The 20,900-nt window shown below is 40.9% G+C and carries 21 protein-coding genes and 1 pseudogene; 14 read left to right on the top strand and 8 right to left on the bottom strand.

Translation table 11 applies throughout. From position 1 onward, the window contains the following. Window positions 1-28: 28 nt before the first annotated feature. Complete coding sequence (locus J7I90_RS05005; RefSeq protein ID WP_214768741.1) at window positions 29-262, bottom strand: glutaredoxin family protein; 234 nt, start codon at window positions 260-262, stop codon at window positions 29-31. 89 nt (window positions 263-351) lie between these two features. Then, a complete protein-coding gene (locus J7I90_RS05000) occupies window positions 352-1,311 on the bottom strand; it encodes an MBL fold metallo-hydrolase (protein ID WP_214768739.1) in 960 nt (319 codons plus the stop codon). Window positions 1,312-1,494: 183 nt separating this feature from the next. Between J7I90_RS05000 and J7I90_RS04995 the strand changes: the two genes are divergently transcribed. From J7I90_RS04995 to J7I90_RS04980, 4 genes are all read left to right on the top strand, one after another. Further along, window positions 1,495-1,734 carry a YkuJ family protein gene (locus tag J7I90_RS04995; RefSeq protein WP_214768737.1) on the top strand — a complete coding sequence of 80 codons (240 nt, stop codon included), beginning with the start codon at window positions 1,495-1,497 and terminating at the stop codon, window positions 1,732-1,734. A 115-nt stretch (window positions 1,735-1,849) separates the two neighbouring features. After that, the gene (locus J7I90_RS04990; protein ID WP_094246583.1) at window positions 1,850-1,996 is read left to right on the top strand and encodes a hypothetical protein; all 147 of its coding nucleotides are present in this window, start codon (window positions 1,850-1,852) and stop codon (window positions 1,994-1,996) included. Between the two features lie 120 nt (window positions 1,997-2,116). After that, window positions 2,117-2,557, top strand: a complete 441-nt coding sequence (gene cbpB, locus J7I90_RS04985) for a cyclic-di-AMP-binding protein CbpB (RefSeq protein ID WP_034314084.1) — start codon at window positions 2,117-2,119, stop codon at window positions 2,555-2,557. 141 nt (window positions 2,558-2,698) lie between these two features. Then, a complete protein-coding gene (locus tag J7I90_RS04980) occupies window positions 2,699-4,189 on the top strand; it encodes an MDR family MFS transporter (protein WP_214770069.1) in 1,491 nt (496 codons plus the stop codon). Here J7I90_RS04980 and J7I90_RS04975 read toward each other — a convergent pair. Then, the gene (locus tag J7I90_RS04975; protein ID WP_311380990.1) at window positions 4,146-4,628 is read right to left on the bottom strand and encodes a TSUP family transporter; all 483 of its coding nucleotides are present in this window, start codon (window positions 4,626-4,628) and stop codon (window positions 4,146-4,148) included. The two genes, J7I90_RS04980 and J7I90_RS04975, sit on opposite strands and share 44 nt — an antisense overlap. 449 nt (window positions 4,629-5,077) lie before the next feature. Here J7I90_RS04975 and J7I90_RS04970 point away from each other — a divergent pair, with 449 nt between their 5' ends. The 4 genes from J7I90_RS04970 (at window position 5,078) to J7I90_RS04955 (ending at window position 8,718) form a co-directional block, all read left to right on the top strand. Continuing rightward, window positions 5,078-5,962: a transcriptional regulator CcpC gene (locus tag J7I90_RS04970; RefSeq protein ID WP_034314080.1), complete on the top strand. Its 885-nt coding sequence runs from the start codon at window positions 5,078-5,080 to the stop codon at window positions 5,960-5,962. 124 nt (window positions 5,963-6,086) lie between these two features. Further along, window positions 6,087-6,797 carry a 2,3,4,5-tetrahydropyridine-2,6-dicarboxylate N-acetyltransferase gene (gene dapD, locus J7I90_RS04965; RefSeq protein WP_034314078.1) on the top strand — a complete coding sequence of 237 codons (711 nt, stop codon included), beginning with the start codon at window positions 6,087-6,089 and terminating at the stop codon, window positions 6,795-6,797. Between the two features lie 75 nt (window positions 6,798-6,872). Further along, window positions 6,873-7,997 carry an N-acetyldiaminopimelate deacetylase gene (locus J7I90_RS04960; protein WP_214770068.1) on the top strand — a complete coding sequence of 375 codons (1,125 nt, stop codon included), beginning with the start codon at window positions 6,873-6,875 and terminating at the stop codon, window positions 7,995-7,997. Between the two features lie 61 nt (window positions 7,998-8,058). After that, window positions 8,059-8,718: a potassium channel family protein gene (locus J7I90_RS04955; RefSeq protein ID WP_034314073.1), complete on the top strand. Its 660-nt coding sequence runs from the start codon at window positions 8,059-8,061 to the stop codon at window positions 8,716-8,718. A gap of 562 nt (window positions 8,719-9,280) precedes the next feature. Here the strand turns inward: J7I90_RS04955 and rnjA are convergent. Both rnjA and J7I90_RS04945 read right to left on the bottom strand, forming a co-directional pair. Beyond that, a complete protein-coding gene (rnjA, locus tag J7I90_RS04950; RefSeq protein ID WP_034314071.1) occupies window positions 9,281-10,951 on the bottom strand; it encodes a ribonuclease J1 in 1,671 nt (556 codons plus the stop codon). Window positions 10,952-10,954: 3 nt separating this feature from the next. Continuing rightward, window positions 10,955-11,164: a DNA-dependent RNA polymerase subunit epsilon gene (locus tag J7I90_RS04945; protein WP_034314070.1), complete on the bottom strand. Its 210-nt coding sequence runs from the start codon at window positions 11,162-11,164 to the stop codon at window positions 10,955-10,957. An 883-nt stretch (window positions 11,165-12,047) separates the two neighbouring features. Between J7I90_RS04945 and J7I90_RS04940 the strand changes: the two genes are divergently transcribed. Continuing rightward, on the top strand, window positions 12,048-12,815 hold the full coding sequence (locus tag J7I90_RS04940; protein ID WP_214768734.1) for a Cof-type HAD-IIB family hydrolase: 768 nt from the start codon (window positions 12,048-12,050) through the stop codon (window positions 12,813-12,815). Between the two features lie 47 nt (window positions 12,816-12,862). Here the strand turns inward: J7I90_RS04940 and def are convergent, their stop codons facing one another. Further along, window positions 12,863-13,417, bottom strand: coding sequence for a peptide deformylase (def, locus tag J7I90_RS04935; protein WP_096338302.1), 555 nt, complete (start codon window positions 13,415-13,417; stop codon window positions 12,863-12,865). A gap of 238 nt (window positions 13,418-13,655) precedes the next feature. Further along, the gene (locus J7I90_RS28030; protein WP_063576945.1) at window positions 13,656-13,811 is read right to left on the bottom strand and encodes a YjcZ family sporulation protein; all 156 of its coding nucleotides are present in this window, start codon (window positions 13,809-13,811) and stop codon (window positions 13,656-13,658) included. Between the two features lie 214 nt (window positions 13,812-14,025). Here J7I90_RS28030 and J7I90_RS04925 point away from each other — a divergent pair, with 214 nt between their 5' ends. From J7I90_RS04925 to lpdA, 5 genes are all read left to right on the top strand, one after another. Next, window positions 14,026-14,685, top strand: a complete 660-nt coding sequence (locus J7I90_RS04925; RefSeq protein WP_214768732.1) for a YkyA family protein — start codon at window positions 14,026-14,028, stop codon at window positions 14,683-14,685. A gap of 643 nt (window positions 14,686-15,328) precedes the next feature. Beyond that, a complete protein-coding gene (gene pdhA, locus J7I90_RS04920) occupies window positions 15,329-16,444 on the top strand; it encodes a pyruvate dehydrogenase (acetyl-transferring) E1 component subunit alpha (protein ID WP_214768730.1) in 1,116 nt (371 codons plus the stop codon). Between the two features lie 3 nt (window positions 16,445-16,447). Then, complete coding sequence (locus tag J7I90_RS04915; RefSeq protein WP_034314063.1) at window positions 16,448-17,425, top strand: alpha-ketoacid dehydrogenase subunit beta; 978 nt, start codon at window positions 16,448-16,450, stop codon at window positions 17,423-17,425. A gap of 120 nt (window positions 17,426-17,545) precedes the next feature. Further along, entirely contained in the window at window positions 17,546-18,904 is a 1,359-nt protein-coding gene (locus J7I90_RS04910) for a dihydrolipoamide acetyltransferase family protein (RefSeq protein ID WP_214768728.1), read from the top strand. Between the two features lie 3 nt (window positions 18,905-18,907). Further along, on the top strand, window positions 18,908-20,320 hold the full coding sequence (gene lpdA / locus J7I90_RS04905; RefSeq protein ID WP_134783324.1) for a dihydrolipoyl dehydrogenase: 1,413 nt from the start codon (window positions 18,908-18,910) through the stop codon (window positions 20,318-20,320). A gap of 135 nt (window positions 20,321-20,455) precedes the next feature. Here the strand turns inward: lpdA and J7I90_RS04900 are convergent. Then, window positions 20,456-20,737 (bottom strand): annotated as a pseudogene (locus J7I90_RS04900) (IS5/IS1182 family transposase); the annotation flags it as partial. Window positions 20,738-20,900 lie beyond the last annotated feature (163 nt).

The following is a 20,900-nucleotide window of genomic DNA, read 5'->3' as shown; positions in this document are numbered from 1 at the left end:
AAGGCCACAGCCTTCTCTAGGCTTTTTGTTATATATTCAATTCCTTTTTTATTTCGTCCAATTCAAAACCAATAATGGCTTTCCCGTCGATGACGACCGTTGGTGTGGAATAAGCCCCATATCTATTGGTTAGTTCTTTACGTGCATGCCCATCTGCTTTAATATCTTTTTCTTTGTATACTATATTATTATCATCAAAGAACATTTTCATGATTTTGCAGGGAGGGCAATCAGGTTGGGTATAGAGTGTAACGTCTTTCATTTCATTCCTCCATATATGCTTTAGTAAGGTACTTTTTCATTATAGAGAATGCCAAGACATTTGAATAGGGATAAACCTCAAGGGACGTTTTACCGATCTTTCTCCTGTTTTACAAGATAGTCTATCAATCCCATGGAACAAACATTCAAGTCCATGGCAATGATTTCAAAAACTGGATGATCAGCAGTGATTCCTTTTTCGCCTAAATGAACAGCTACTTCCGTGAAAATATTTTTACTGGTTGCTGCCACTTGATCCTCGAAGCTAGCGTATTCCCTATATGCCGATTTGGCAGTCTCCACAAATTTAGGCAGCCAGTAATGAAGTTGTTTATATACTTCCTTAGGGTTTTCCGATACGCCGTAATGGCCAAAATATATACGTTCGACGCCGATGCTTTCATACAATTCCGCTGCAGCGAGCATCGAGTCGGGATTAAATTGGTTTGGCGATGTGGACGGTAAGTAAAATTCCAAACCTTCTTCATCGAGTTCACGATAATAGATGCCTACGGTGTCACCTGAAAACATCCCTTTTGAAACCGAATCGTATATACTTAAATGATGGTTCGCGTGCCCTGGCGTATCATAAAAGGTCAACGTGGAAGTATCACTTGTTTTTAGGGATTCCCTATCTTGTTTAATCAGCATTCTTTCAAAAGGTATAGGTAATATCGGATCGAAAAGCTTGTTGAATTCTTCACCATAGACTGCTTTAGCCCCAGCGATCAAACGCGTCGGATCTTCTAGATGCCTTGCGCCTTTTGGGTGGACGATCACTTTTGCATTCGGACAATGCTGTAGAAAAAGTCCAGCTCCACCTGCATGGTCCAAATGAATATGGGTAAGAATGATATATGTAATATCTTCGAGGGCGATTCCCAAATGTTCGAGCCCCTTCATTAAGTGGGGGATGGAAGGGCTGGCGGAAGTTTCGACTAAGGTGATGTCCTCATCGGCAATTACATATGTTCCTGTACGATTTCTTCTATCCAAATCAAAACCATCAATCAATGAAATTCGAAAACCAAGCTCACTAATGTTTTGCAACAGAATCTACCCCCAGAAAATTTTTCATGTACAAAATCCATTCCTTATTTTATTCTGTTAATAGTGCCATGTAAAGAATGAAGTTTTAAATTATTCTGAATTTATTTCCGCGTGGCTACTGGATAGAAAAGTATGGTATAGTGAAACCTATCGAAAAGGTTTTATTCAGAAAGGAGAGGGAGTATGTCTCAATTACAGGGCATCCTTACCAGATTGAAAAGTCTTCAAGAGCAAGCGAAGGAATCTGAATCTGCTCAACGTTTTTTTGAAATAGATGGTGTGAAAAAGTGCCAGGTTACATATTTCAGCAAAACAGAAATGTTCGAGCTTGAAGTATACAGTGATAAAGGGAAATCATCAAAATATCAATTTGATAATATTGATATGATTACCATTGAAATCATTGATCTTCTTCAATCTTAAAAAAACACAAAAAGCCGCCTTCCATTGGAAGCGGCTTTTTTATTGTGAAAAACGGTCAATTTTTATTGAATGAAGTAGTGATTTTTACGACATCTTATTAGTTGGAGGGATGTAAATGAAAAATCCGATGGTAATATGCCCGGAATGCGGTGAGGAAAGGGAAATGGAAAATGTATTAACGGCACAATCCAACCAAAATGTGATTTATCAATGCCCGGAATGCGGTTTTAAGCAGGTTAACATCAAAACTAGTAAGGGCTAAGGGTCTCTCACGAATCCCGCCAATTGGGATTTTATTGGTCTAGGAATGAGCCTTTTCTGCTTACATATGTTAAACTATAGAAAGAGCTGTATATAAAAACATATGGTAAGGGGTTTTAACATGATCGGTACTCATGATGGGGATTTATTGGAATCCAGCGTTAAAGACTTAATGATTTCTTCTGAACGCGTGGCCCACGTGCAGGTAACCAATAACTTAGAACATGCACTATTGGTATTAACAAAGAGCGGTTATACGGCCATTCCTGTGTTAGATCCGATGTATAAACTGCATGGTTTAATTAGCACACCAGTCATTCTCGATTCAATCTTGGGACTGGAACGAATTGAATTTGATAATCTTGAGCATAAAAAAGTTTCCGAAATAATGAATATAGAAATACCTCGCCTTCATATTGAAGATACATTGACCAAGGGTGTGGAATTGTTGATTGATCATCCGTTTGTCTGTGTAGAGAATGACGAACATGTATTTGAAGGCATCTTAACAAGAAGGGCAATCTTGAAAAAAGTATTTAAACAAAATACACCTGATAAATAAGCAAGGCATAAAATGACGGTTAACCTCAAGACTCGCCAGTTGGCGAGTTTTCTTGTTTTTTTACATATTTGATCCAGTTAGTGGTGAAGTCTATTAACAGGTAGGATCTATTAGGAGAGGATGCAAAAATTGGGCCATGCAATGGATAGTGCAAATGTGCAGAATAAAAAATTGAAACGGCCCTTCATATTGGCTGCCATCATGTTGGCGATGTTTATGAATGCTATTGAAGGAACGATCGTTTCGACGGCAATGCCGGCCATTGTTAGTGATTTAGGTGGTTTTTCACTATACAGCTGGGTGTTTTCAGGCTATTTGTTAATGAACGCCGTAACAGTTTTGATCTACGGAAAGCTATCGGACATACTCGGGAGAAAACCCGTCTTATTATTTGGAATCGTTGTCTTTTTAAGCGGCTCCCTTCTTTGCGGCTTTGCCAATTCAATGACGGAACTCATCATTTATCGCTTTGTACAAGGCTTTGGGGCGGGAGCTGTAGCACCTGTAGCCTCGACAATTATTGGTGATATCTATAAAAATGAAGAGAGGGCACGCGTTCAAGGGTATCTATCGAGCGTTTGGGGCATTTCTGCGGTCATGGGGCCAGCGTTGGGCGGCTTGCTCGTTGAATCCCTGACTTGGAAACTTGTCTTTTGGGTTAATATCCCTTTGGGCGTACTATCTTTTATTGGAATTTGGATATTCCTTCATGAAAATATCGAAAAGAAAAAACGTGATATCGATTACCTAGGTGCAACGCTATTGACATTGTCCATATCCACTCTCATGGTGCTGCTCGTAGAAGGAGGAGTAAAATGGTCATGGACTTCAGCTCCGGTCATATCCTTGGCATTAGTGGCCATCATCACCTTTATCCTATTCATTCTTCAGGAAAAGAAAGCACCCGAACCGATGATGCCATTTGAAATCTGGCAGGAGCGTTCCATTCTGATTGCGAACCTAGTATCCTTGACGACAGGGGTGATGATGATTGGATTATCAAGTTTCCTCCCCACATTCGTTCAGGGCGTGATGGAGCGCTCACCTACGGTAGCTGGTTTTACATTGACAGCCATGTCAATTGGCTGGCCGATCGCATCTATGGTGTCAGGCAAGTTATTGTTGAAAATAGGATTTAAATCAACCTCCCTTCTTGGAGGGTGTTCATTGATCCTTGGGAGTCTGATCCTAGTATGGATGAAGCCGGAAGCTGGGCCCATTATCGCCGCCATGGGATCCTTCTTTGTCGGTGTAGGCATGGGCTTGACTTCTACCTCATTCATTGTCGTCATTCAAAAAACTGTCAGCTGGGAACGAAGGGGTATTGCGACAGCTTCCAATATGTTCATGCGTAATTTAGGAAATACTGTAGGTGCTGCATTACTTGGAGGAATCATGAATATGAGGCTTCACGCCTATCTGAACGAGCATGCTCCGGCCGGATCGGGAGTGTCGATAGATACGGCAAATAAATTGTTGAACAGTGAAGAACGCACGTCGCTTCCTGAAAATGTGGTAAATGTTTTACAGGAAGGACTTACATTGTCTTTACAGACGATTTATCTCATTGTTCTAGTCTTCTCTGTAATCAGCTTCCTGTTACTAACGAGGCTAAGGAGGAATAAGGGATAAAAGGAAGGCATAGGAAAAGGGATGGCTCGTTAAATGGATTTTCCCTTACGCAACCCTGATGACCAATTGAATCAATTATGCGAATCGTGAACGAATGTAAAATGAATTTCAACTGTCCAGTGGAGATTTTTTGAGCCACACGCAAGGTCAGCTGTGATCCAATCAGGGAACCGAACGTGTAATAAAGGGCAATTCCCCCTGCAATGTTACCGGCCATGAAATAGGTAATGAATGCCTGTGTACAGCTAATGAAAGTTTGGAATCTAGTAAAGTCCAGTGATTGAAGGTAGGTGGCGCCATTTCTTAAAAAGGTATACATGAGCATGGTCGCCTGTCCCGGTCCGAACATTTCGTCATAGACACTGATTCCGAATAGGGATGGATAAACTTTTATTGGGAGATGCCAATCCGATTCATCTGAAGGTCGCGGTTTTTTGATGAAAAGCGATCAAAGCGGCAGTCAAAAGGCAGAAGGCTAACAAATTCATTGCCTTCTCGGAGAATGAATTAGCAAGCGGGCCGCCGCATAAGCCACCAAAAAAGGGCAAATGGGATTAACTGGAGGGTCTCCTTCAATTTTAGCTGCTTTTTCTTGAGTAAAATTTAAAAACTAGAAAAAGAAGGAAACGTATTGGGGAATTTGACTATCCTATAATCTGGTGAATGGGTAGACCTATCAAAAGTGGGACGGCATGCTCATGAGACCGCCGCTTTCTGCCAATGTGCCGACAAAGGATGCTGCAAAACTGATGGCATGCAATAAAATGATTGTCAAAGGATATTCACTCCGTTTCTTTTCTCTTGTATTATAAGAGGACTTTGTTGATAATAAAATTTAAATAAATTAAATCATTATGATAAGAATTAATTATCAAGAGGTTGGTGTGTATGTCATTTTCAGAATTTCATTTATTATCAGTGCTTGCTCAGGAAATGAATATGAGAAAAGCAGCTGAGCGGTTGTTCGTTTCCCAGCCGGCTTTATCCCAGCGTTTACAATCAATAGAAAAGGATTGGGGCTCGAAACTGTTTCTGCGTTCTCAAAAAGGGCTGTCACTGACGCCTGCAGGCGAAGCGGTAATTCGTTTGGCCAACGAGGTTATAGAAAAAGAAGAGAAGGTCAGGGAAAGTATTCAAGCCATGGACCATGAAGTATATGGCACTTTGAAAATAGCCTGTGCCTCGATTGTCGGTCAAAATTGGCTGCCGCAAGTATTGAAAAAGTTCGTCCGAAAATATCCGTATGCAAAAATTTCCTTGATCACTGGCTGGAGCAGTGAGATTTTAAAGTCTTTGTATGAAGGGCAAGTGCATATTGGCATCATAAGGGGAGCACCGGATTGGAAAGGCGTAAAACAGCATTTATTCACGGATATGCTGTATTTGGTGGATACTGAAATGAAGGAACTGAATCAAGTGTTCGAAACGGACCGTCCATTCATTCAGTTTAAAAGCGATTCGAATTATTATCAGGAAATCCAAGATTGGTGGCATCGGCAATTTCAAACGACACCAAAAAACACCATAGTCGTTGATCAAATCGAAACATGCAAACAAATGGTGTTTAATGGTATTGGATATGCGATCCTGCCAGCCATCACTTTACATGATAAAGATACGAATGTATTTAAAATCCCTCTACTGGATGGGCATAACCACTCAATCGAACGTGATACATGGCTTTGCGGCTATGAATCTGCCTTCCAGTTAAAGCAAGTCCAGGCATTCACGGAAGTGGTTAAAGAGCATATTCGCGACCAAGGAATGTTATAGGTCCGCCGACGAAAATGTCAATAGGGCAGAATAATATATATGAGTGACATTCAACTTGTCTTGCCGGCTGTTGTCTGGTAAATTTAAAACGAGTAATGATACATATTTAGGAGGTTTACCCGGAATGAATAAAATGGATGCAAACGAAATTATTTCTTTTATCTCGAATAGTAAAAAATCCACACCTGTAAAGGTATATGTCAAAGGCGATTTAGAAGGCCTGGATTTTGGTCCAGCTTCTAAAACTTTCATAACAGGAAATACAGGGGTTGTATTCGGTGAGTGGTCTGAAATCGAAGAAGCGATCAAGGCAGCAGGAACAAAAATCGAGGATTATGTAGTTGAAAATGATCGTCGTAACTCTGCCATTCCTTTATTGGACCTAAAAGGCATCAAAGCCCGTATCGAGCCGGGCGCAATAATCCGTGACCAAGTTTCCATTGGGGATAACGCAGTCATCATGATGGGTGCATCAATCAATATTGGATCTGTCATCGGTGAAGGTACAATGATCGACATGAACGCAATACTGGGCGGACGTGCAACAGTGGGCAAAAACTGTCACGTAGGTGCTGGTGCCGTTTTAGCAGGTGTCATCGAGCCGCCTTCCGCACAGCCGGTCATTTTGGAAGATGATGTATTGATCGGAGCCAATGCGGTCGTACTGGAAGGTGTCAAAATCGGAGAAGGTTCCGTTGTTGCTGCTGGTGCGGTCGTAACGAAAGACGTTCCTCCATACTCCGTGGCTGCTGGTATCCCGGCGAGGGTCATTAAACAAATTGACGAAAAAACAAAATCAAAAACAGAAATCATGCAAGAACTTCGTCAACTTTAATTTCTTTAGTGAATATTGCCTGAAGCGTGGATAACTATATCCACGCTTTCTGTATAGGGAGGGAATAATGTGAAAATAAATCCTTTTGCCAAGATCCGGCGTGATTTGCATCAAATACCGGAGATAGGGTTCAAAGAATTCAAGACGCAGCAATACCTACTGAATTACATAACGAATCTGGCCCAGGAGCGAATGGAAATAGAAACTTGGCGAACTGGGGTATTCGTGAAAGTGAAGGGGATGAACCCGCGAAAAACCATTGGCTACAGAGCTGATATAGACGGTTTGCCGATAAAAGAGGAAACCGGATTGCCGTTTGCATCCAACCACGAGGAATATATGCATGCCTGCGGTCATGATTTTCATATGAGCATAGGTTTGGGATTGTTGACATATTTCACGGAAAATCCGATCGATGATGACTTGCTGTTCATCTTCCAGCCTGCAGAAGAGGGTCCTGGCGGAGCTGAACCAATGCTTAAGTCGGAAACGATGAAAAAATGGAAGCCTGATATGATTCTTGCTTTACATATTGCTCCGGAGTATCCAGTTGGGACGATTGCCGTTAAAGAAGGGCTTCTATTTGCCAATACATCTGAGTTATTCATCGATTTGAGGGGGAAAGGAGGACATGCAGCCTATCCGCACGAAACAAATGACATGGTCATTGCGGCCTGCTCGCTTGTAGGGCAGCTTCAAACAATCGTTTCCAGGAATGTCAATCCGCTAGATTCAGCTGTCATTACAGTTGGGAAGATTACTGGAGGCACCGTTCAAAACATTATTGCGGAGACAGCGAGGTTAGAGGGCACAATACGCACTCTTAACCCCGAATCGATGGTAAAGGTCAAGTCTAGGATAAAAGCGCTTGTGGATGGTATACAAGTAGGATATGAGTGCTTGGCTGAAATCGACTATGGCGCGATGTATCACCAGGTATATAATGAAGAACGGTTGACCCGGGAATTCATGGAATTCACAGAGAAGTCAACTTCTGTTCATTTGCATCAATGTACTGAAGCAATGACTGGTGAAGATTTTGGTTATATGTTAAAGGAGATTCCAGGATTCATGTTCTGGCTGGGGGTCTCATCGGAATACGGATTGCATCACGCCAAGTTAAGCCCGGATGAAAAAGCGATTGAACTCGCGATCGATCACTTAACGGATTATATAACGTTTAAAGGAAGCGAAGCATAAAAATGATTTTCAGTGCAGTACATGCTCTAAAGAAAGAACGAATGACGTTGGAGGGCTTATTGTGAAAAAAGAATTTGCGGTGATTGGACTTGGCCGTTTTGGCGGCAGCATAGTCAAGACATTAGCTGAAGAAGGATTAGGGGTTCTGGCTATCGATGCCGACGAAGATCGAGTGAATGAATTTGCCAGAATAGCTTCACATGCCGTAGTAGGGGATACGACAGATGAAAATGTACTAAGGAATATAGGGATTAGAAATTTTGATCACGTCATTGTAGCGATTGGCGAGAATATTCAGGCTAGTATATTGACGACTCTCATGCTTAAGGAATTGGGTGTCGGAAATGTTACGGTTAAAGCGCAAAATGATTATCACGAGAAGGTTCTTCGTAAAATCGGGGCCGACTTTGTCGTGCACCCCGAGCGGGATATGGGGAGAAGGATTGCCCATAATATCGTCTCCAATAATATTCTCGATTATTTGGAGCTTTCTGATGAACACTCCATCGTCGAAATTGTTGCAAGCCAAAAGATGAATGGAAACTCGATAATTGACCTTGATATCCGTGCCCACTACGGACTGAATATAGTCGCAATCAAAAGAGGGAACGAAATTAATGTTTCCCCACAGGCGAGCGATTTAATACATAAAGGTGATATATTGATCGTCATCGGCGCGGATTCGGACATCAATCGCTTTGAAAAGAAAATTGTGGAATAAGTAAGCGTCCTGCTAAAATCGAGTAGCGCTTTTATCAATTAAAAAACAAAAAGGTTTCGGAATGGCCTCATTCCGAAACCTTTTTGTTTTTTAATTGGATCTTAAGGAGTTATAGAGAATAGCCTGCATCGACAATTTTTCAATCCCCTTTTTATTTCTGCATACTTGATAAACTCGTGTTTCCGGCACTGGCTTTCCGCAGTGTGGAATCAACAAATACATGCTTCGTATCAGCTTACTTTCGGATGTTTTCCATTAAGACGCAATAGAAAATCTATTCAAGCATCCTTGTCACCTCAAGTTTTAACAATCCTTTTTTAAAACAAAAAAGACTGTAGGCAAAAGGAGTTCTATCTACTGTTAAAACAAAGTTGATTGGAGCGGGTATTCGAGACTCCTGCGGGAGTAAAGTGTCCAGGTAGAACCCACAGGCTTCTAAGGATCCGGGGAGCTTCCCGGACAGCCGCGGAAATTGTGTGTCTGGAGTGGAATTCAAGGTTGGGGATTTACAAACCTAAACAAAAGAAGCCCAGCCAAATGATGGCTGGGCTTCTTCTATTATTTATTGCACTTCCATGATGATCGGCAGGATCATCGGACGGCGTTTCGTTTTTTCATATAGGAATGGAGATAGAGTGTCTGTAATTTCATTTTTGATTTCAGACCATTGTGTAGTTTTGCGATCCATCACCTTATTTAAATGCTTTGTGATCAAGGATTGAGCATCGCTGATAAGGTCTCCTGATTCTCTCATATAAACAAATCCGCGAGAGATGATGTCAGGACCGGATGCAATTTTGAATTCCTTCATATTGATGCTGACAACAACAACGACAAGGCCTTCCTCGGAAAGAATCCGACGATCACGGAGAACGATATTACCGATATCCCCAATGCCGCTTCCATCGATATAAACCGAACCTGAAGGGATTTTACCAGCGATTTGAGCTGTGTTCTCACTTAAGGAAAGAACTTCACCATTATCCATGATAAAGCAATTTTCTTCCGGAACGCCGCAATCGACTGCATGGCGGGCATGCAGTTTTTGCATACGGTATTCACCATGGATTGGCATGAAGAATTTTGGTTTTATCAAACGGAGCATAAGCTTTTGTTCCTGCTGTCCGCCATGTCCTGATGTATGAATGTCATTAAGAGGACCTGAAATGACGTCTGCTCCTGCACGATATAATTGATTGATCGTTCTGGAAACACTGATTGTGTTACCTGGGATGGGTGAAGATGAAAATACTACCGTATCACCAGGAATGATTTGAATTTGACGGTGAGTGCCGTTCGCTATGCGCGATAGTGCTGCCATTGGTTCACCTTGGCTGCCTGTACAAAGGATGGTTACTTTATTCGCAGGCATACGATTCAATTGCTGTACATCAATAAATGTATCTTTAGGCGCAACGATATAACCAAGATCTTGTCCGATTGATATGGCTGAATCCATGCTTCGGCCAAAAACGGCTATTTTACGGCCGTTAGCCACGGCTGCTTCCACAACTTGCTGTAGGCGATGGATGTTCGATGCAAACGTTGCAAAAATAATCCGGCCGTCAACCTTGCGGAAAATGTCTTGAATGGTATCACCGACACGGCTTTCGGACATAGTAAAGTTCTGCACTTCACTATTTGTGCTATCCGAGAGTAAGCACAAAACACCTTCTTTACCGATTTCAGCCATCTTGGTCAGGTTTGCAGGCTCACCCACTGGGGTGAAGTCGAATTTAAAATCACCAGTATGGACAATTTGTCCAGGTGGGGTTTTTACGACGATTCCATATGAGTCAGGGATACTGTGAGTTGTACGGAAGAAGGAGACGGACGTTTTCCGGAACTTGATCACTTCATCTTCACTGATTTCAATCATGGTTGTCTGACGTAAAAGGCCGTGTTCTTCCAACTTATTACGAAGCAGTCCAAGTGCAAGCTTCCCGCCGTATACAGGGACATTCACTTTTCTAAGTAAATAAGGAATCCCACCAATGTGGTCTTCATGACCATGGGTAATGAAGACACCTTTGATTTTATCTACATTTTTCTCTAAATAGCTGTAATCTGGAATCACATAGTCAATACCGAGGAGTTCATCTTCAGGAAATTTAATTCCAGCATCAATGATGATGATTTCATCTTGAAACTGTACAGCATATGTGTTCTTACCGATTTCGCCTAAACCGCCCAGGGCGAATACAGCTGTTTGATCGTTTTTTACGAATTTCATAAATTATAGCTCCAATACTTTGTAATCTTCATTTTGTTTTTCATATTCTAAATATGCTCCGGTTACGGGTAGTACGATTTCTACGTTATAAGGTTCTTTTTTTAATTTTAAACGAACGTCACGAACGGATTCACCTTCGACAAACATTGTTTTAGTATTCTCCCTGATGGGAACCTCTGATATGGTTACTTGATAGTATACCTTAAAAACCATTTTAATCTCTCCTCACTTGTTTGCATTGCTTTTTTCATTATATATAAAAACAACAATTTTTTCATGTTTTTCAACATCATGTAAAAATAAACCCAGCTCCGCCATAAAAACGGAAGGGGTTTGATGAATTAAATATACCAATGTCTAAAAGTATATAAAAAAATAGATGGCCGAATCTGGTATCAATCCAATTGTAGCTTCCTCTATCTTATATCCTATCCGTTTTTGCCATGTGTAAAACTTAAATCATGGGATCTTTTTTCGTAAACGATTTCTTTCTAAGTTAATACAGTACCACTGTGTACAGCTTTTCAGAAAACACAGCAACTCATATATTGATTGAAATATGTATTCACCTGACCAAATAAAAGCCAAGATAGAAAGAATGCCTAACAAGAACTTTACAACAAGGAAGAAGCCCTCCGCAAGTTTTTGAAGGGCTGTCCGAAAAAAATTCGCATATGGATGACGGCCAAGGCAGTAATGAATGGCAAATCATGCGATAGATTTTTTTCTTAAAAGATCATTCCACTGTTTAGCAAGCTTTTTACGAAGCTTTTTTAACATGGCGATCACGCTCCCTTAGTTATTATTGTATAGGATTATTCAATAATGTAAATACGTCTTTACAGGTACATGGCCCATTTTTGAAAAAAAAGGCTCTTTCAAACAAGCAACTGGGATATAAGAGACCGAAGAGTGGGAGAAGTGTAATCTGGAAAGCCTGAGTTGGTTTCTATTAAGGATAGTATATGCCCATTCCTGAATAAAAAACGTAACTTTGAGTTGGATCCGGTAGAGTTACTTGACTTATCTTGATGACAATTATTAAATGGGTACATATTAAAAAGGAAAAAATGAATGAATTGGAAGTGAATCGTAAGTGAAAATCGTATTCTTTGATATTGACGGAACATTGCTTGATCATGAAAAAAAGTTACCTGTTTCAACAAAAGAAGCCATTAAGCAACTGCAGGATAGCGGGGTCTTTGTAGCGATTGCCACAGGAAGGGCTCCGTTCATGTTCGAGTCTTTAAGGGAAGAGCTTGGCATCGATACATTCGTAAGTTTCAATGGACAATACGTTGTTTTTGAAGGGAAAGTCGTTTATAAAAACCCTTTAAGCATACCTGAGATAAAACGCCTTCACGAACATGCTGAAAAAAATGAAATACCGATCGTTTTCATGAATGAGGAGACCATGAAATCGAGTGTTCCACATCATAGCAGAATTGAAGAAGCATTAAGCAGCCTTAAGTTTCCCCACCCTGAACATGTAGCGGATTTTTATGTGGATCATGATATATACCAGGCCTTATTATTCTGCTCGGAAGATGAAGAAGGGAACTTTGTTGGGAAATATGATGATTTTCACTTCATTAGATGGCATGAGTATTCGACGGATGTACTTCCATTCGGGGGTTCAAAGGCTGAAGGCATTAAAATATTAATGGAAAAAGTCGGGTTTGCTCTTGAGGATGTTTACGCCTTTGGAGATGGCTTAAACGATATAGAGATGTTAAAAGTAGCGGGATATGGCGTGGCTATGGGGAATGCCGGTCAGCTTGTGAAGCAAGAGGCCGACTTTGTAACGAAGGATGTCGATGATGATGGCATACTTTTTGGTTTGAAGGAACTTGAACTGATATAAAAAATAAAGCCCCCGTCAACCAACAGACGGGGGTATTGCTTATTACGTTACCTTTCCACCGCAATTGAATTTTCCGGAATGGCATAGGGGTCTTCCGGATTGATATGATCATAAAACATGATACCATTAAGGTGGTCGATTTCATGTTGAAAGCAAATGGCTGCGATGCCTTTCAGGCGGAGTTGAACCGGTTTTCCTTCCAGGTCCGTACCCGCAACCGTTATTCTGGCATAACGTGGCACATAGCCGGAAACGGGACGATTTACGGAAAGACAGCCTTCTCCGGATGTCAAGTATGCTTTTTCGACTGAATGGCTAACGAGTTTAGGGTTGAAAAGTGCATAGCTATAAAGTTGATCATCCTTTTCTTTTAAGTGAACCGCAATCATCCTTTTTGAAACATTAACCTGTGGTGCGGCCAAGCCAATTCCTGCCCTTAACCCGTATAGAGCGGCAATATCAGGTTTCTGGCTGTTTTGGACATATTCCATCAAGCTGGCTAAAAGTTGCTTATCTTCATTTGATGCCGGAAGCGGAACCTCTACCGCGACTTGCCTTAAGATTGGGTCGTCTTCATTAACAAAATCATCCATGGTAAGCATAATCTTTCACCCCATAAAAATTCTTATAGTATGTATAGGGTTATTTTAACAAAAAAAAGGCTGAAAGTTAATGAATGGTTTAATGAAAGAAAAATGGAGGGGATGGAGTCAAGTCGATGATTTCCTATCCCTGCCATTATTTTAATTGCATGTTGGTCTATTTAAAAAATATTATCATTTTTTGTGAATCAGGGTAAATCGTTAACATTTTCGGGTAAAGGTAATAGTAATTACCTGGTTAGCATAAGCACGCGCCGACGATGATTAACAGAATGAACAGGACAATGATCAGGGCAAAGCCGCTTCCAAAGCCGCAGCCTCCACCATCGCCATATCCATAGCTAGGTGCAGCGGAAACCGGATAACAACATTCTTGGTTGAAACCTCCATACATAATTTCATACCTCCGTTTTTGTATTTATTAAAATGCTGACCATTTTCATTTGAAACGGTCCCTACAGCCTATGCAGTATGGTTTAAAGGGTGTAGGCTAGCGCCCAGTAATGAAAAAAACCTGTTCGGAATATGATTGAAACAAATTGTCTGCGGCTTAAGAATGTATTGAGGAACATGAATCTTCGAAGAACTATCAGAAGGAGTTGGCTATGTTGAAACGTTTTGGTCCATTTGTTATCTTACTTCTTTCTTTAGTGATCTTGACTGGTTGTTTTAATGGTTCACCGGAAGAAAGAATCCACAAAATCCTGGAGAAAACTGCAGAAAAGGAAAGTGGTTTCACCGAGAATCAAGAGCCGCTTAATGATTTGGAGAAAAAGGAAAAAGAAAAATATGAGAAAATCATTAAACTTGGATTGGATGATTATGAACAGATCGTCGAGCTTTCAGATGAAGCAACCAAGAATATCGACGAAAGGGAAAAAATAATTGAAAAGGAACAAAGCCGTATGCAATCCTCAAAAGAACAATTCAATCAAATAGATGAACAAATCGGGAAAATAGAGGATGAAAAGATAAAAAAAGAAGCGACTGAAATGAAAAAGATCATGAGTGAGCGCTATAGCACTTATGATGATTTATATGATGCCTATCAACAAAGTCTCGCTTATGATCGTGAATTATATGATCTTTTCAAAAAAGAGGATTTGAAAATGGATGAATTACAAGTGCAAATCGAGAAAATAAATACCTCTTATTCAAAAGTTTTGAAAGCGAATGAGGAATTTAATGCATTAACGGAAAAATCAAATCAAAAAAAAGAAAGTTTTTATAATAGTTCCGGCATAGAAATGGCGGATTCAACAAAATAATATAAATAATGATGGGCTGTGATCCTCACTCACAGCCCATATTTTTTTAATCCAGTTCATTTTTGAGCTGGGAAATTTTAGAATGGTCATTTTTTTGGCAACCAGCCTGATGTGAAATTTTCATACCTGTACTAAAAAAAAACGATAATTAAAAATCTAACAGCAGACTTAGATGAAAGCGTTTGATTATTTTTTCGGAATATTATCTTAAAGGCTCAAATGCCTTTAGTTAAAGCGGTTTTGGAATCGATGGGATATGCTGGGGAATTGAAATGTTATCCTTCGCCACCTTTAAATTGATAAATACGGGAAATTTAATAGTACAGTTGTAAATTGAAAACTAATACAGAGAAGAAGTATGAGTATTGGAAATTCTATTAATCAAAAATTATAAGGAACTCCAAGTGATTGACTTGATAATAATTCATCTTGTAAACTTAATTTATAAAAATTCTTGTATCATTTTCCTTGATTTTTTTTATGGTACAGAATAAGATTGAGACATATTAAGCATATCCACGTTTGAGGATTGGTCTTAAGGGAAAAATAAAAGAATGTATTGTTGCAGAAACTAAAAAGCAAACTATTTTTGCTTTATAGAATAATAATAGCAAACCTTTTTAATGAAAGGATGAGGTGCCAAATGGCTCAAAAAACTAAACAAGCTAAAATTAATGTTCAGGATCAGCTTAAGAAAGTAGAAGAACAATTTGAAACTTTTCAAATTTTAAATGAAGAGGGAGAAGTCGTGAATGAAGCGGCTATGCCTGAATTAAGTGATGAACAATTGCAAGAATTAATGCGCCGTATGGTTTATACACGCATCTTGGACCAACGTTCCATATCACTGAACCGTCAAGGAAGATTAGGTTTCTATGCACCGACTGCCGGTCAAGAAGCTTCTCAAATCGCTTCCCAGTATGCTCTGGAAAAGGAAGATTTCATTTTACCTGGTTATCGTGATGTTCCGCAAATCGTTTGGCATGGCCTGCCGCTTTGGCAAGCATTCTTATTCTCCCGGGGTCATTTTAAGGGAAATCAAATCCCTGAAGACGTCAATGTAATTTCTCCTCAAATCATTATCGGCGCTCAATATATCCAAGCTGCCGGAGTGGCTCTTGGGTTGAAGAAACGCGGTAAAAAAGCTGTTGCCATTACATATACGGGTGACGGTGGAACTTCACAAGGTGACTTCTATGAGGGGATTAACTTTGCAGGTGCATTTAAAGCGCCAGCTATCTTCATCGTGCAAAATAACCGTTTCGCAATCTCTACGCCAGTTGATTTGCAGTCAGCATCGAAAACATTGGCTCAAAAGGGTGTGGCTGCAGGTATTCCTGGAATCCAGGTTGATGGTATGGATGCGTTGGCCGTTTATACAGCCGTTAAAGAAGCGCGTGAACGTGCGATCAATGGTGAAGGCCCTACATTGATTGAAACATTAACTTACCGTTATGGACCACATACGATGGCTGGGGATGACCCGACACGTTACCGTACTTCCGAAATGGATAACGAGTGGGAACTGAAAGATCCATTGGTTCGTTTCCGCAAGTTCTTGGAAAGCAAAAAACTTTGGAATGAAGAATTAGAAAACGAAACGATAGAGAAAGCCAAAGACGATATTAAAGAAGCAATCAAATTGGCTGATGCAGAACCTAAACAAAAGGTTACAGACCTAATTGAAATCATGTATGAAGAAATGCCTTATAACTTAAAAGAACAATATGAAATTTATAAAGAGAAGGAGTCGAAGTAAGCCATGGCTCAATTGACGATGATTCAAGCAATTACAGAAGCATTACGTACAGAACTTAAAAATGACGAGAATGTACTCGTTTTTGGAGAAGATGTAGGTCTTAATGGAGGGGTTTTCCGTGCAACGGAAAATCTTCAAAAAGAATTCGGTGAAGATCGTGTATTCGATACACCTCTTGCTGAATCTGGAATCGGTGGATTGGCGGTCGGTCTTTCTTTACAAGGTTTCCGTCCTGTTCCTGAAATTCAATTCTTTGGGTTTGTATATGAAGTAATGGATTCCGTAAGCGGTCAGCTTGCTCGTATGCGCTACCGTTCAGGCGGACGTTACAGTGCACCGGTTACAATTCGCTCACCTTTTGGGGGCGGAGTGCATACTCCGGAAATGCATGCTGATAGCTTAGAAGGCTTAATGGCTCAGCAACCAGGGTTAAAGGTAGTTATCCCTTCCACTCCTTACGATGCAAAGGGCTTATTGATTTCAGCAATTCGTGATAATGACCCTGTCATTTTCCTTGAGCACATGAAATTGTACCGTTCTTTCCGTCAGGAAGTTCCTGAAGAAGAATATACAATTCCATTAGGAAAAGCGGATGTGAAAAGAGAAGGAACGGATTTATCCATTATTACTTATGGTGCGATGGTGCAGGAATCCATCAAGGCAGCTGAGGAATTGGCTAAGGATGGTCATTCCGTCGAAGTGGTCGACTTGCGGACTGTATCACCATTGGATATCGATACAATCATTGCTTCTGTAGAAAAAACAGGACGCGCTATCGTTGTTCAAGAAGCACAAAAGCAAGCTGGTATAGCAGCGAATGTCGTAGCGGAAATTAACGAACGTGCCATTTTGAGCTTGGATGCTCCAGTACTGCGCGTAGCGGCAGCTGATACGGTATTCCCGTTTTCACAAGCTGAAACAGTATGGCTCCCTAATTATAAAGACATTATTGAAACGGCGACTAAAGTCTTGAAGTTTTAACAATCTTAAGTAATGGAATGAATGTCCTGCTTGGGAAAGTGATTTTGCATTAACGGTAATGCAAGATAAAGGACTTTATTCAAAGCACTAAGTATGATTTAATATAGGAGGTTGAACTCAGTGGCATTCCAATTTAGACTCCCTGATATCGGAGAAGGTATACACGAAGGTGAAATAGTGAAATGGTTTGTAAAACCAGGAGATAAGATACAAGAAGATGACGTGCTTTGCGAGGTTCAAAACGATAAGGCCGTTGTTGAAATCCCATCACCGGTGGAAGGTACCGTTGAAGAAATCCTTGTTCAAGAAGGAACGGTTGCCGTTGTTGGCGATGTACTTGTAACATTCGATGCTCCAGGTTATGAAAATCTTCAGTTTAAAGGGGATCATGGAGAAGAAGCGAAGGCAGAAGGCGAGAAGAATACGGAGGCCCAGGTTCAAGCAACTGCTGAAGCTGGACAGGAAGTCAAGAAAGAGGCTGCTCCGGTTCAAGAAAATAGCGGAGTAACGGGCGCGGGAGCACAACCACAGGTTGAGGCAGATCCTTCACGTCGTATTATCGCCATGCCTTCTGTCAGGAAATATGCACGCGAACAAGGGGTAAATATTCGTGAGATCACTGGTTCTGGGGATAACGGCCGCGTCATGAAGGAAGACATTGATGCTTTCAAAAACGGCAAAACCGCTCCACAGCAACCGGCAGCTCAAAGTGAAGCTTCACAACAAAATGATACGGAAACAACCGAAAAACAAAAAGTTTCAATTCCAGAAGGGCAATATCCTGAAACTCGTGAGAAAATGAGCGGTATGAGAAAAGCGATCGCAAAAGCAATGGTTAAGTCCAAGCAGACAGCTCCGCATGTAACATTAATGGATGAAGTCGATGTGACGCTATTGGTTGCTCACCGTAAGAAATTCAAGGAAATTGCTGCACAAAAAGGAATCAAGCTTACATTCCTACCTTATGTTGTTAAAGCGTTAACAAGTGCATTGCGTGAATTCCCTATGCTTAACACATCATTTGATGATGAAGCTAGTGAGATTATCCATAAACACTATTACAATATCGGAATTGCTGCAGACACAGACAAAGGACTGCTCGTTCCAGTTGTAAAAGATGCAGATCGTAAATCAACTTTTGCTATTTCACAAGAAATTAACGAATTAGCGACGAAAGCCCGTGACGGCAAATTGGCTCCTAACGAAATGAAAGGTGCTTCTTGCTCCATTACGAATATCGGTTCCGCAGGCGGTCAATGGTTCACACCTGTTATCAATCATCCAGAAGTTGCCATTCTAGGGATTGGACGCATTGCCGAAAAAGCAATTGTACGCGACGGGGAAATTATCGCCGCTCCAGTTCTGGCATTATCACTGAGCTTTGATCACCGCATGATTGATGGAGCAACTGCTCAACATGCATTGAATCATATCAAAAAGTTATTGAACGACCCAGAATTATTGTTAATGGAGGCGTAAACAATGGTAGTAGGAGATTTTCCAATCGAAACAGATACTTTAGTAATCGGTTCAGGCCCAGGGGGATATGTTGCCGCAATTCGCGCAGCACAGCTTGGACAGAAAGTAACGGTCGTTGAAAAAGGAACAATCGGCGGAGTTTGTTTGAATGTAGGCTGTATCCCATCGAAAGCTTTGATTTCGGCTGGACACCGTTTCCATGAAGCTCAGCATTCAGAAGATATGGGTATCTTTGCAGAAAAAGTTACTGTTGATTTTTCTAAAGTACAAGCTTGGAAAGGTTCTGTTGTAAAAAAATTAACAGGCGGTGTAAGTAGCCTGTTAAAAGGCAATAATGTTGATGTTGTAACTGGCGAAGCTTATTTCGTTGATGAAAACAGCATCCGTGTTATGAATGATGACTCAGCCCAAACATATACTTTTAAAAACGCAATCATCGCTACTGGTTCATCGCCAATCGAGATTCCGTCATTTAAATATACGAAACGTGTACTTAATTCAACTGGCGCTCTTGCTTTGGAAGAAGTTCCAAGTTCGATCGTGGTAATCGGCGGAGGTTACATCGGAACTGAGCTTGGCGGAGCATTCGCTAGCTTTGGCACTAAAGTGACGATCCTTGAAGGTACCGAAGAAATCCTTTCTGCAGGCTTTGAAAAACAAATGGCAGCACTTGTTAAGCGTAACCTTAAAAACAAAGGTGCTGAAATTGTTACTAAAGCAAATGCTAAAGGCGTGGAAGAAACTGATACAGGTGTAACCGTTACTTATGAAGTAAAAGGCGAAGAGAAAAAGGTTGAAGCCGATTACGTTTTAGTAACAGTTGGACGTCGTCCAAACACTGCTGAAATCGGCCTGGAACAAGTCGGAATCAAAATGACTGACCGTGGTTTGATCGAAACGGATAAACAATGCCGTACTAGCGTGAAAAACATCTACGCAATCGGTGATATCGTTTCTGGACCTCAGTTAGCTCATAAAGCTTCTTATGAAGGTAAAATTGCAGCTGAAGCCATTGCTGGGCATTCATCTGAAATCGACTATCTTGCTATTCCGGCTGTTGTATTCTCTGAACCGGAACTTGCTTCTGTCGGTTATAATGAAAAAGAAGCGAAGGAAGCTGGAATCGAAGCGCTTGCTTCTAAATTCCCATTCGCTGCAAATGGACGTGCTCTTTCATTAAATAATACGGACGGATTTGTGAAGCTTATCACTCGCAAAGAAGACGGATTGGTTATTGGAGCACAAATTGCAGGACCAAACGCTTCTGATATGATTGCAGAACTAGGTTTGGCTATCGAAGCAGGAATGACTGCCGAAGATATTGCGATGACAATCCATGCACATCCAACTTTAGGGGAAATCACAATGGAAGCAGCTGAAGTTGCCCTTGGAACTCCTATCCACATCATCAAGTAATTGAGTTATTTAAAAGCGTACTGCTAATGCAGTACGCTTTAAGTTTATAGACAAAAGGGGTTCGGAATTAAAAAATTCCGAACCCCTTTTGAAATCCCCTCTGAATTTCGCCTAAAGTTAAGAGAGCCCGCTATGTTAGGCCATTTTTGGAACTCGCCATGTCCAACTGGCCATCTTCTTTAAATTAATGGCAGCGAAAGTAAGGACCGCATGCATCGACAATTTTTTTAGTCCCCTTAAAATCGTTTCTTTACGCTTCGCATATATAGGTTTTACATCTTGATGATGACGCATATGATCTGCTACTTCCACATGTGTTTGCCAGATATGCACACCGAGAAAAAAAATGAGCATGTTGGACAGAGGTGTTTTGGGGGATTTATACTCGCTATGGCCCTCTTTATTTAATGTTGAGTACTAGTGTTCAATCTAAAAGGTAAGACAAAGTTGATTGGAGCGGAAGGTACGAGACTCCTAAAAGCGTGGCAGGGGAGACCCCGCAGGAGTGCCGAGGAGGCTCCCGCCTGCGGAAAGCGAGTGGCCTACGTTCCAATCAACGTCCAAATTGTACAAGCATAAA

It is taken from the genome of Bacillus sp. ISL-57, from assembly GCF_018613135.1.
Classification (GTDB): domain Bacteria; phylum Bacillota; class Bacilli; order Bacillales; family DSM-1321; genus Peribacillus; species Peribacillus frigoritolerans.
This window is presented reverse-complemented; position numbering and strand designations above follow the sequence as displayed.